The following is a 12,481-nucleotide window of genomic DNA, read 5'->3' as shown; positions in this document are numbered from 1 at the left end:
CTTTTATGGCGTCAGATGCAAAAGGAGAAACAAAAGATATGAAATGGTTGGAGTCTTATCCGAAAGAAGTGAAAGTGTTTCTCATTGCCAGCCTGATTAATTCTGCTGGAAGTTCCGTGATGTGGCCGTTGGTTAGCATGTATGTGTTTGACGAGCTAAACCGTAGTATGGGAGATGCAGGAATTGCGATTTTAGTGCAGTCTCTGGGCGGAATTTTTGGTCAAGTGTTGGGCGGAGCCCTCTATCACCGTATTGGAGCCAAGAAGCTGATTGTTGGCTCACTCGCGATGAACGCGCTGGGACTTCTCGCGCTTCCATTTACCAGCGGTCATTGGGTAGCGTTTGTCATCATGATGGGCTTTATCGGCTTTTTTAATGTCGTATCTGTACCTGCGATTCAGGCGTTTGTAGGTTTTCGTTTCGCTGACCGTCGTGGAGAGCTATTTAATATTATTTATGTCGCTAACAATATTGGGGTTGCAGTGGGTACGGGATTGAGTGGCGTTCTGGCTGACCTCTCCTATCAGCTCAGCTTTGTGATGAACGGAGTGACTTCTGCGGTATTTGCCGGATTCTTCTGGTCTTATCTAAGCAGGGTGGATCGGGAAGAGGGAGAAGTACAGCTCAGCAAGTCTGTGAAGAAAAGAGAGGAAATCCCAGCTCGTTTGCTGTTTCGTGATACCAGATTGTATCTCTTTGTGGGGTTAGGCTCACTTTTTTTATGGTTCGGCAATTCGATCTGGAATACAGGAGTGTCTCCCCATATTATTGAGCAGGGTTTGCCTAAAACGATGTATGGGTTACTATGGACACTGAATGGTATCCTTATTTTTGCCGCACAACCCATTATTTTTTGGATAAAACGCCTGTACGCTCATCACGCTTCAGCGCAAATGACATGGGCCGGAGGATTTTATTTGGCGGCTTATATTGTCATGCTGGGCACACAGAACTATACTGGGATGATATTCGCTATGGTTCTGGCGACCCTGGGAGAAATGCTGATCGCACCTGCGGTTCCAGCATTCCTGTCTGATCATGGAGGTCGGGGTGCACCCTTTTACATTGGGCTTGTGGGGGGCATTGGCGCAGCCGGACGGGTAATGGGGCCTTATATTATGGGGAAATTGTATGATGGCGGTGGGTTACCACCTACACTTTGGCTTGCATCAGGCGTAGCGGTGTTGTCGATCCTGTTTTTCGTCCTGCATAGCTGGTTGAACCGTTACCGGCATCATTCGGATACTTTGAATACTATGACGTCCAAGGCGGATGTTCCCAGTTCTTAAGTCCTAATAAAAATGCAGTATTATGCTGTAATTATGGTACAATAAGTGACGGATGATTGTAGTTATTGCTTCAGGAAAGCCTTCACAGGAAGGATTGAAAGGAATTGTTTACAAGTCAACTCTTGACGATACGTCATTCGGAGATGAAGGATGCTCCTGATCTGATTGCGCTGGATGAATTGGTATGGAATGAACGCACGGCTCCCGCCTCGCTGTCCTGGAAGTCGCGCGGGGAGTTTCTGCGTAATACGCCTCCAGGCTCTCAACTGGTCGCCATCGAACAGGAAGTACTCTGCGGGTATATTGGATTTCGTCCTCCAACGCTGTTGGCTAGTAATTGTCATGTACTCGAAATAAATATAGCTGTACATCCAGCTTATCATCGCAAAGGCATTGGGACGGCACTCATGAACTCCATGAAGGATATTGCAGCTGCGGAGGGCATACGTAAGTTGAGTTTGCGTGTACTCTCATGCAACACGGAAGCCCTTATGTTTTATGAAAAAAGTGGTTTCGCGATTGAAGGACGTTTGCATGAGGAGTTTTACATAGCAGGCCAATTCGTAGATGATGTGTTAATGGCCTATTTCTTAAAATAGGCGGGAGGCTACAGACAGCAATTCGGTTGTATGCCCGGCCTAAACCAACAACGCCGCAGACCTGCTCAGGTCTGCGGCGTTGTTGTACAATACAATATTACCGAAGTTGCTTCCATTCATTTTGGAGCATACCGTACACTGCGTGGTTCATGTAGCCGTCGGGCAGCAATTCCGCTTCGCGTACAATGCCTTCGAGCACAAAGCCCAAACGTTCCGGAATACCGCGGCTACGGCGGTTCGTCGTTGCAGAGCGGATTTCGACCCGGTGCAAGTCCAGCTCCATCAAAGCATATTCAACGAATACGCGGCAGGCGCTGGTCATTAGACCTTGTCCTTCGTACCCGTGTCCAAGCCAGTATCCGATGCTAACGGAGCGGTGAGTCCAATTGATCTCATGGTAGCTGATGATGCCAGCAAGCTCGTTGTCTATCCAAATTCCGGCGGTCAGACTACCGTTCTCTGCGGCTTGTTTCAAGGCGCCCTGCACGAACTGCTCTGTGTGGCTGATTTCCGTGGTAGAGTCTACCCATGGAAGCCATTGACGCAGGCGGTCACGGGACATTTCGATCAGCTCAAACAGAGGCTGCACATGCTCCTTGGTGAGCGGCCGAAGGACTGTGCGTTCGTCCAACGCATATGTAAACATGATTGATCCCCTCTTTCACTCGGAAAATCGCTAAACCAGCCAGTCTAGCATTTAATCCCATGCTACCTTATTCTGCGAGAGTCGTCAAAAGGGAGAGGAAGCTTCAAATTCAATAGGTCCCACCCGGAACCGTTCATGCTCGTATACATATCTCAGATCCAAATCCCCTACAAATTCGGTTGGGGATACACTGCCAGATACAGTGGCTTGCAGAGGAAGCTGTTCGGCATCATACATTACGACAGAGCTAAAATCGAGATGCTTTGTAAATTGGGCTGGATCATCGTAAAATACTGATGCTTTAGGGTCCATCGTGTGTGTGACACCGTCAATCGTGACAGCAATATGAACCTGGCGGTTGTGGTCACGTGGCTCCACTGAGCTGTGAACGCGCTGGGACACAGCATCTGCTGCCGATTCGACTGCATATTCTTCCATCGTCCGTGCGTTAACAATATGCAACTCCTGCAATTCGACACCCGTTCCCGAGGCACGCGTGAGGACCACGACGGCTTCACGCACACCATCCCCATTCACATCCCTATAATATAATTGTGGTGCGGTGGAGATATCTGCCGAGCCCGACCATCGGAATGTGTGGCGTTGTTGGCCGATTTCCAATACAGCTGAATGGAATAATCCCTGTGACGGACTAACAGCATATAAGCGGACGGATGAGTCTTCTGAAGCGCTGGCTAGTGGACGAGATTGTACAGTTCCGTTCACCGGGTCCGGTGAAGGATGGCCGGAAGTCATGACGGAAGAGGACAAAAGCATAGACAGCAGGATCACAATGAGCAGCTTAAACACGGGTGGGTCTCCTTTTCCGGGCAAAATAAAAGATATATACACTATAACGAATTTATTTGCCGAAAATGTTAACTCTTTTTCATAACTTGTCACTTTTTTTGCTGAAGAGAGCATAAGGATTTTCATTTTATTGAGTTATGCGGTGTGAAAGGGTATATTTAAGGGAACATGTTTTACACAGATTATACGGAAGAAAGGTTGATTAGCGTGGAGAAGCCGATCACTCCCCCCAATTTTATTAAAAATGTTATTGAAGAGGATCTACGTACGGGTAAGGTAAAGGAGGTTGTTACACGATTTCCGCCTGAACCTAACGGATATTTGCATATTGGACATGCCAAAGCTATCTGGATCAATTTCTCGTTGGGAGATGAATTCGGAGGACGCACCAATCTGCGTTTTGACGACACCAATCCGGCGAAGGAAGACACGGAATACGTGAACTCCATTCAGGAGGACGTGAAGTGGCTCGGTTATGAATGGGAGGAAAAACATTTTGCCTCCAATTATTTCGAAGAAATGTACAAGCGTGCCATCCTGCTGATCCAAAAGGGTAAAGCTTATGTGGATGATCAAAGCGCGGACCAAATCCGTGAAACTCGTGGCACACTGACCGAACCGGGGCAAAATAGTCCTTATCGGGATCGCAGTGTGGAAGATAATCTGAAGCTGTTTGAAGAGATGCGTGCAGGCAAATACCAAAATGGTGAAAAGGTGCTGCGTGCCAAAATTGATATGGCTTCGGGAAACATTAATTTACGTGATCCGATTATTTACCGTATTTCACACACAGCACATCACAATACAGGCGACACATGGTGTATCTATCCAATGTACTCCTATGCTCATCCGCTGGAAGATGCGATTGAGGGAGTAACGCACTCGCTCTGTTCGCTGGAATTCGAAGATCAACGCCCGCTGTATGATTGGGTTGTAGCTGAATGTGAAATGGAAAAGGTACCGCACCAATACGAATTTGGACGGCTGAACCTGGCTCAAACCGTAACCAGCAAACGTAAGCTCAAGCTTCTGGTCGATGAAAAGCACGTAGATGGTTGGGATGATCCTCGTATGCCGACGATTTCCGGTTTACGTCGTCGCGGCTATACACCGGAGGCCATCCGCAGCTTCGTATATGAGACAGGTATTTCCAAAGCCTACGGAGTCATTGATTTGCAGGTGCTGGAGCATTTTGTACGTGAGGATTTGAAGCTTAAGGCACCTCGCACCATGGCAGTCATAGATCCGTTGAAGGTGGTTATCACAAACTATCCTGAAGGACAAGTTGAAATGCTGGAGGCGGAAAATAATACGGAAAATCCGGAACTCGGTACACGCCAAATTCCGTTTTCCCGGGAAATTTATATCGAGCGTGAGGACTTCATGGAGAATCCGCCGAGCAAATACTTCCGTTTGTTCCCTGGTAATGAAGTACGTCTCAAGCATGCTTACTTCATTAAATGCAACGATGTGATTAAGGACGCAGACGGAAATGTAACGGAAATCCACTGTACCTATGATGTAGAAACCAAGAGCGGATCAGGCTTTACGGGACGTAAAGTGAAAGGCACGATTCACTGGGTAGAGGCTACTCAAGCGGTTCCTGCCGAATTCCGTTTGTATGAGCCTTTGATTAACGCAGAGGACACGGATGAGATTGAAGAGGATGCATCAGAAAAAACATTCCTTGACCAATTGAATCCGAACTCATTGGAAATTGCTCATGGCTATGTCGAGCCGAACATGAAAGAAGCTCAATCACAGGACAAGTTCCAATTTTTCCGACATGGTTATTTCAGTGTCGATCCGAAGCTTTCCAAACCGGGTGAGCCTGTATTTAACCGTGTTGTATCGTTGAAAAGCTCTTTCCAATTGCCTAAGCAATAGGCTGTTGGAAAGTGTGGGAGAGATGGTAGCTTCGTGCGACCAAGTTGAAAAGGAGTCTGCCGTCGGCAGACTCCTTTATTTTACGCATGCACACTCTTTATACATGATCATTGACTTGACGATACTCTATTGTCTTTGCTAACAAGCCAGAAGGGAAGAGAGGATACCTCATTCCTCTAGTGTTGTTAAGGGACTTCTTCTATTCGTTTGTGCCCGCTGGCAGTCCTGGCTGATAACCGTTCTTGTACAGCATATACCACATGATAGCGAATCCCGCAGATCCAAGTAGGGCGAAGAACACCCCTGCATGGTACATCATTTCTCCACCAAAGTTCTGGAATAGCCAACCTCCCGCAAAACCTGCTACGATACCGGATATACCACTCCAGGTCAAGGTATATACGGCCTGTCCGGATGATCGGTATGCTGCAGGGGTAAATAGGACGGTCAACTGGGTGCCTACATAGAAGTATCCACCGAAGGTGACGCAATGAAGTGCCTGAATGAACACGATCTGAATCGGGTCTGTGGCCAGAGCCATCAGTTCCCAACGTAAGGCAAACAGCAAACTGACGAGTGCCAAACAGCCGACCATTACGGTCATTCTTTTCTTCAAGAAGCGATCAAACAGCAAAAATACAATAATTTCGAATACCGATGACATAAAAACAGCAAAACCAAGCATCTGTTTGGACCCACCCAGCTCGGTGATGTACAGGGACATAAAGGCGCTGTTGATCGAATTCGGGATGGATACAAGGATCCCCAATAAAATAAAGGATATAAAGTATCCGTTCATTAAAACACTGCCAAAGCCACGCAAATGAATGGTTGCTGTCTCCACAGTGCTTTTCAGTGGTGGAATCGACAAGGTGCAGATCAATGCAGCTAGAAGAAGTACCGTAAAGATGGTGGATATGCTGGATATCCCCGTTTGGTCAATTACGATGCCGGCAACTGCTGCTGTCACAGCCCAGCCGAAGGAGCCCCATATACGGAATGAGCCGAATTTCCGGTCTGTGCCCTCAATATAGCTGAGAATTAGGCTATTGCTTTGGGCAAATAAAGGGCTTTGAAAAAAATAAAAACCAATCATCGACACATAAATCATGATATACGTATGGACATGAAATAAAGCTTGCAGCAATAACAAGGTACCTATAATCATAAATAGCAGAATACGTCGGAGGTTACGGCTTCGGTCGCTTGTATAGCCCCAAAAAGGGTTCGCGAATACGGATACAAAAGGTCCGATGGCCATCAGACTCCCGATCTCCAGCTTGTCCATGCCGATATCTTGCAGATACAACGGGAAGAAGCTGGAGAAAATGACCATAGCTCCATATAGAAAAAAATTATACAGTTTTAAGGAATATAGAGGAGTCTCTTGAATTTCTCTCTTTTGCAAGACAAGCCATTCCTTTCTTAGCCCGATAGAGAACTGCGCATCGATGCCGATCTGTGGGAGGTTCTTTATTCCAATGTATCATGTGTTGAAAGGGTTAACAAACCAATTAATTAACAATTATGTAATAATTAAATTTTGTTCAAAAAGTTCATGATGCACATTTGCAATTGTTTTCAGAAAAAAAGGAGGGCATATTTGTGAAAGTGACTGGTATTATCGTCGCAGGAGGACGTTCCAGACGAATGGGACAGGATAAGGCTCTGCTTGAGATTGATGGAGCCACTATGCTTGAACGGATGTATACTACATTGCAGCAGGCGGCCCAGCGGGTTGTAGTAGTCACTCGTGACAACCAAGGATATGGCCTGAGTGGTATGGAAACTGTGTCTGATGTTTTTCGGGGTATGGGGCCCTTGAGTGGTATCCATGCAGGATTATCTGCATCTACTACGGAGTGGGGGATGGTTGTCGCTTGTGATATGCCTTTTGTACAGCCAAAGGTGCTACATGATCTGCTCGCTGTAACTAAGAAGTGGACGGAGTTGCAAGGAACGAGGGAACCAGCATTGCAAGCAGTGATACCTTCTATGAATGGACGTATACACCCGTTGCTGGCTGTATACCATCGGAGCGTGCTACCGTCTGCCGAGGAATGTTTGCGTAGTGGACGGCTTCGTCTCACCGATTGGTTGGACAAGCTGAACGTTCGTTATGCGACAGTAGAAGATTTGCCGGGAGTGAGTGAAGACATGTGGCATAAGGCAGTGTTCAATATGAACAATCCGCAGGACTACCAGCTTGCTATAGAGCAGTTGAAGCATAGTATAAAACAGACCACGCAGAGCGTGAAGAATTTAAAGGAAATGCAAGAGGATTAGGAACGTACAAGCTTCCTGTTCAGGGACTATTTAGGAGAGAAAATACCAGAGAAATATAATGGGTTAAATTTGGGGGAATATATTTATGCTGGAAGCTATTATCCATGCCCTTTTATTGGCGCTGGGTTTGATTTTGCCTTTGGGGGTACAAAATGTATTTGTGTTTAATCAAGGGGCGTGCCAGTCGCGGTTTCGCAATGCATTGCCTGCTGTCATAACAGCGGGTGTCTGTGACACAATCCTGATTACGCTTGCGGTTGGGGGCGTATCTCTTATTTTGCAGCAATTTCTATGGCTCACGAACGTACTCTATGCGGCGGGCTGTTTGTTTCTGCTGTATATGGCCTGGACTTTATGGAGATCGAAGGCAGCTTCCTCGGGAGAAAGTCAGGCGATGCGGCCGAAACAACAGATGATTTTTGCCGCTTCGGTATCGCTATTGAATCCACATGCCATACTGGACACGGTTGGCGTAATTGGAACCAGCTCCCTTCAATATGACGGCGGGGAACGCTGGGCCTTTGGTCTAGCCGCCGTGTCCGTATCTTGGATATGGTTTATCGGTCTGGCAACGGCGGGGCGTCTCGTGGGACGTATGGATTCAGAAGGGAAGTTTGGGACTGTGCTCAACAAAATATCGGCACTGATTATTTTAGGCTTGGCCATTTATATGGCGATAAATTTCATTACCAGTATGTGACCCAATCCTTGTTAGAGGAAATACTTCAATACAGCGAACACCCCGCTCAAAGCAAAGGGAACACCGATCAAAAATAGCATAAAGGCCAGACAGCCTGCACCATTTATACCGCCTGCAATTCGGGCGTCCCGAGGGTTGGATGGATTGTAAATCGGAAAAGCGCATAGTTGGAATATAGAACATTCGGAATCGGAACAACTGTGTTTGTGGTATGAAAATGAGCGAATGTGTAGATGAAATAAAAAAGTGACGCTGAATTACAACAGCGTCACCGTAATGCCTTGCTCCAGACGCTTCACGTCCTGGAGCTCGATCTTCCCGGCCATGGCGTGCAGAGCTGCCGCTGTGCCGCAGGCCGCTCCCTGCCGTAGCATGGCAGGGAGATCCAGCCCCGTCGCCGCGCCGGTGACCAGGCCGGCGACCATGGCGTCACCGCTGCCGAGCGCGCTGACAATGTCCGCGTCTGGCAGGCTCACGCGGTAGCGCGCATTGTGCGTTACCGCCAGCGCCCCGCTCGCGCCGAGCGAGATGACGGCCAGCTGCGCTCCGGCGTCCAGCAGCTTCGCTGCCGCCGCTTCAGCGGCATCCGGACGCGCTGCGTCGATCCCCGCGAAGTGGGCGGCCTCGTCCTCGTTAGGCTTCACGAGGTCGGGTTTTCCGCGCAGCCCCAAGCGCAGCGCCTCACCGCTCGCGTCCAGCGCCACCCGCGCGCCGCGCGCCTTCGCTAGCGTGCACAGCTCGGCGTATAGATCGGGCGGGCAGCCGGGTGGCAGGCTGCCGGAGAATACGACCCAAGCCGAATCTTCGGCAAGGGTCTCGATTTTGCGCCGCAGTGCGGCTAATTCAAGCGGCCCAACGGTCGGTCCGCTCTCAATCAGCTCGGTCTGCGTGCGCGCGGACGGGTCGAGCACGGTAATGGCGAGACGGGTCTCCCCATGTGCCGTTTCAATGAAATCGGCGCTTACGCCTTCCGCGCTCAACCCGTCAATGAGCAGCCGTCCGGTGTGTCCGGCAGCAAACCCGGTTGCTCGTACTGGCTCGCCTAGTGTGCGAATGACGCGGGCGGCATTCACGCCCTTGCCGCCCGGTACCGTCAGGCCGCCTTCAATGCGGTGGACGGCATTCAAACCGAAGCCTGCAACTGTGTAGATTTTATCCACAGCCGCGTTAAGCGTTACGGTGGTAATCACAAGGCATCACTCCTTTAAGATCAGCAATTTGCAGCATTTGGTGCCATTCGCTTATGCTAAGATATTAGCTTTAATCCCAATGCTGCGGCAAGAATCATGGCGATGAATAAGACACGCAGTACGCTTTTTTGTTCACCGTACAAGAACATGCCTGTAATCGTGCTACCAACCGTTCCGATGCCTGTCCATACCGCATAGGAAGTCCCCATAGGCAAACTTTTCATGGCATAGCTGAGCAGGGAAAAGCTAAGAACAAAGGATAAGACCATAAGCACTAAGGACTTCCAGCCTTTGCCCACCGTAACTCCCTTCATACCAATGACTCCTAATACTTCCGAGCATCCCGCGATAACCAAAGCAATCCAAGCCATTATGCGCCACTCCCTTCCTGAACATCACGGTCGGTAACTAACTTCAGGCCGACCACACCTGCCAGCAAAAGGGCGATTAACAGCGTTTTGGACCATTGAAACGGTTCCCCGAATAGCAGCATTTCGCCTACGACCGTTCCCCCTGTCCCTAGTCCAGTAAATACAGCATATACCGTGCCTACAGGCAAACGCTTCGCAGCCTTCATGATCAAATAAAAGCTGGCCACCACAGCCAGCACGGTTACAGCCCAGGCGAGTATAGAATCCGCATGCTTCAAACCCGATACCCATACGACCTCAATCAGGCCGCCAACAAAGACGTAAATCCAACTGCGATTCATGATGAATATTCTCCTCAAAAATAAATTTTATAAGTTCGACGGCTTCATGCTTCATGAGGTGAGGTTAACGTAATCCCACGCCAAAAAATAGGCCATGCAGCGTCCAGTCTTCGGTGGTAGTTGACGCTTCCACTGTACAGGAGCTCCACCATGACTCCGTCCACCAGTGTCATAAAGGCTAAAGCCACATCCACTGGCTCCATATGCCCAAAGGGTTCCCGATCCCGTGCATTACGGAGGTGACGAGTTAATTTTCGCTCCATTTTGTCCAGAAAAGGATTAACAATATCCAGCACCTCGTTATACAACGATACAGGCGGAAAGAAGGAAAAGCGAAGCATAAACTTGGCTGAGTCGTTGCTCTCATATTCCTGTCCCATCCAAAACAAGAAGTCATGCAGGGTATGCTTAAGCGGCTGATCTTTACGTTCCGTAAAGTACTCGAAAATACGTAGATTCTGCTCTTGAAAAGCATACCTCGCTACCTGTAGGAACAGATCCTCTTTGCCTTGGAAATGCGCGTATATAGACGGTTTTCGGATACCGACCTCAGCGGCAATACTGCTCAAGGATGCTCCTTCATACCCATTGGTGGCAAATTGAAAAAGAGCGGCCTTTCGAATCTCTTCCATTCCCATTATTGTCACCTACCTAACGTTCGTTAGTTTATTCTTGCACGAAAAAAAGTAAGTGTCAACCCAGCATCATTGTGTTTTGTATAAAGCTTTTCTTTGGATTTTTTTATCAACATTTTAATAAAAAAGTGGGAAGAAATAAGGGGCTCATGTACAATATAATGAAGAATACTTGTCGAATGCAGTCCACTGGAAGTGAGGTTAGTTATGAGGCGAAGCTTACTAGCCGTATTGATCGCGGCTATGGTGTTTATTATTTATTATTTTGGCTTGTTTAATTACATCGGCAAAAATGAAGGAACTGTCATCAGTATTTTTTCCACCCTGACAGTGATCTCCATCAGTCTGATTATTTTTACGGAGAATCGTAATCCCTCCACTACGATGTCCTGGATTTTGCTGCTGGCATTGCTGCCAGTCGTTGGACTTCCTCTCTATTTTCTGTTTGGGCAAAATGTATTCAAGCGTCGCAAGTATGATAAAAAGGCATTGCGTGACCAACAGGCTTACGACCGCATAGAAAAGGATGCTTTGCGAGTCAAACGGGATCTGACCTGCTTTACAGATGAGCAGCAGCAGTTGATGCGTTTGGCCCGCAGACTGGCCCGCTCCCCGATTTATTTTGCGACCGAAACTCAAATTCTGAACAATGGAGATGAAACCTTCTCCACTTTGCTAGAAGAGCTGCGCAAGGCGCAGCATCATATCCATATGGAATATTACATTTTCCGTTCGGATGATATCGGTACCAGCATTCAGAAAATTTTGATTGAAAAGGCTAAAGCGGGTGTTAAGGTTCGGTTTATGTACGATGCGGTGGGCAGTATTCAGTTGTCAAAGTCATTTTTGAAAGAAATGAGAGATGCAGGAGTAGAGGTTGTTGCGTACGGCGGCGCTCGGATCTTGTTCTTCTCCAGCCGGGTAAACTATCGTAATCACCGTAAAATTGTAGTCATCGACGGTAATATCGGATTAATTGGTGGTCTAAATGTGGGAGATGAGTATCTCAGCCGCAACAAAGCCTACGGCTTTTGGCGTGATACGCATATGATTGTGAAGGGCGAAGCTGTGCGGACGTTGCAGCTTATATTTCTACAGGATTGGCTTCACATGACGGGTGAGTCGGTGCTCGATAGCGAATATCTGTCTCCCAGTATTGAACCCATTACAGACGGAGGCGTGCAGATTATTGCTAGCGGCCCGGATAATGAGCGGAGAGTGCTTAAAAATCTGTTTTTCTCCATGATCACGTCCGCCCGAAAATCAGTCTGGATTGCCACTCCTTATTTTATCCCGGATGAAGATATCCTGACTGCCTTACGGATGGCTGCCTTGTCCGGGTTGGACGTACGTATTCTGTTTCCCGCAAAACCGGATAAATGGCTACCTTTTCTCGCGTCTCATTCGTACTTCCAGTCGTTACTGGAGGTTGGAGTCAAGGTATATGAATATGAAAAAGGGTTCCTCCACTCCAAGCTCCTCATCATTGACGGGGAAGTTGCGACCATCGGGACAGCCAATATGGATATGCGTAGCTTTCATTTGAATTTTGAAGTTAACGCTCTGTTAATTCAAACGCACAGTGTGCAGCAGATGGTAACAGACTACGAACGAGATTTGCATTCTGCCAGTCTGATCGTACGCGAAGAATTCATGAAAAAACGTCTGTTCAAACGTTTGATGGAATCGCTCGCGCGGCTGCTTTCACCGCTGTTGTAGGTCATAAA

13 protein-coding genes are annotated in these 12,481 nt (G+C 48.0%); 6 read left to right on the top strand and 7 right to left on the bottom strand.

Going from position 1 to position 12,481, the window contains the following annotated elements; genetic code table 11:
* The first annotated feature begins 38 nt into the window (after positions 1–38).
* Positions 39–1,289 carry an MFS transporter gene (locus NSS94_RS22920; RefSeq protein WP_341040429.1) on the top strand — a complete coding sequence of 417 codons (1,251 nt, stop codon included), beginning with the start codon at positions 39–41 and terminating at the stop codon, positions 1,287–1,289.
* A 104-nt stretch (positions 1,290–1,393) separates the two neighbouring features.
* On the top strand, positions 1,394–1,888 hold the full coding sequence (locus NSS94_RS22915; RefSeq protein WP_069010031.1) for a GNAT family N-acetyltransferase: 495 nt from the start codon (positions 1,394–1,396) through the stop codon (positions 1,886–1,888).
* A 97-nt stretch (positions 1,889–1,985) separates the two neighbouring features.
* Here the strand turns inward: NSS94_RS22915 and NSS94_RS22910 are convergent, their stop codons facing one another.
* Together NSS94_RS22910 and NSS94_RS22905 are read right to left on the bottom strand one after the other, a co-directional pair.
* On the bottom strand, positions 1,986–2,534 hold the full coding sequence (locus NSS94_RS22910; protein WP_029518539.1) for a GNAT family N-acetyltransferase: 549 nt from the start codon (positions 2,532–2,534) through the stop codon (positions 1,986–1,988).
* A gap of 84 nt (positions 2,535–2,618) precedes the next feature.
* Positions 2,619–3,344, bottom strand: a complete 726-nt coding sequence (locus tag NSS94_RS22905; RefSeq protein ID WP_069010030.1) for a copper amine oxidase — start codon at positions 3,342–3,344, stop codon at positions 2,619–2,621.
* Between the two features lie 168 nt (positions 3,345–3,512).
* Between NSS94_RS22905 and NSS94_RS22900 the strand changes: the two genes are divergently transcribed.
* On the top strand, positions 3,513–5,231 hold the full coding sequence (locus tag NSS94_RS22900) for a glutamine--tRNA ligase/YqeY domain fusion protein (protein ID WP_209018366.1): 1,719 nt from the start codon (positions 3,513–3,515) through the stop codon (positions 5,229–5,231).
* 199 nt (positions 5,232–5,430) lie between these two features.
* On the opposite strand, the gene NSS94_RS22895 is transcribed toward NSS94_RS22900, so the two are convergent.
* Positions 5,431–6,639 (bottom strand): MFS transporter, encoded by a 1,209-nt coding sequence (locus NSS94_RS22895; RefSeq protein ID WP_318627946.1) that lies wholly within the window; start codon positions 6,637–6,639, stop codon positions 5,431–5,433.
* A gap of 197 nt (positions 6,640–6,836) precedes the next feature.
* Here NSS94_RS22895 and mobA point away from each other — a divergent pair, with 197 nt between their 5' ends.
* A complete protein-coding gene (gene mobA, locus NSS94_RS22890) occupies positions 6,837–7,517 on the top strand; it encodes a molybdenum cofactor guanylyltransferase (RefSeq protein ID WP_069010029.1) in 681 nt (226 codons plus the stop codon).
* Between the two features lie 85 nt (positions 7,518–7,602).
* Positions 7,603–8,217, top strand: coding sequence for a LysE/ArgO family amino acid transporter (locus NSS94_RS22885; protein ID WP_069010028.1), 615 nt, complete (start codon positions 7,603–7,605; stop codon positions 8,215–8,217).
* 257 nt (positions 8,218–8,474) lie between these two features.
* Here NSS94_RS22885 and NSS94_RS22880 read toward each other — a convergent pair whose 3' ends face one another.
* Genes NSS94_RS22880 through NSS94_RS22865 form a run of 4 tightly spaced genes read right to left on the bottom strand, consistent with a single transcriptional unit; the run spans position 8,475 to position 10,757 of the window.
* Positions 8,475–9,407 (bottom strand): 1-phosphofructokinase family hexose kinase, encoded by a 933-nt coding sequence (locus tag NSS94_RS22880; RefSeq protein ID WP_322251510.1) that lies wholly within the window; start codon positions 9,405–9,407, stop codon positions 8,475–8,477.
* 56 nt (positions 9,408–9,463) lie between these two features.
* Entirely contained in the window at positions 9,464–9,778 is a 315-nt protein-coding gene (locus tag NSS94_RS22875; protein WP_013312355.1) for a DMT family transporter, read from the bottom strand.
* Entirely contained in the window at positions 9,778–10,119 is a 342-nt protein-coding gene (locus tag NSS94_RS22870) for a DMT family transporter (protein ID WP_013312354.1), read from the bottom strand. Before NSS94_RS22870 ends, NSS94_RS22875 begins: the two co-directional genes overlap by 1 nt.
* A 44-nt stretch (positions 10,120–10,163) precedes the next feature.
* On the bottom strand, positions 10,164–10,757 hold the full coding sequence (locus tag NSS94_RS22865; RefSeq protein ID WP_069010026.1) for a TetR/AcrR family transcriptional regulator: 594 nt from the start codon (positions 10,755–10,757) through the stop codon (positions 10,164–10,166).
* Positions 10,758–10,961: 204 nt separating this feature from the next.
* Here NSS94_RS22865 and cls point away from each other — a divergent pair, with 204 nt between their 5' ends.
* The gene (gene cls / locus NSS94_RS22860; RefSeq protein ID WP_029518528.1) at positions 10,962–12,473 is read left to right on the top strand and encodes a cardiolipin synthase; all 1,512 of its coding nucleotides are present in this window, start codon (positions 10,962–10,964) and stop codon (positions 12,471–12,473) included.
* Positions 12,474–12,481 lie beyond the last annotated feature (8 nt).

The organism is Paenibacillus sp. FSL L8-0644, assembly GCF_038008165.1.
GTDB lineage: Bacteria > Bacillota > Bacilli > Paenibacillales > Paenibacillaceae > Paenibacillus > Paenibacillus polymyxa_D.
This window is presented reverse-complemented; position numbering and strand designations above follow the sequence as displayed.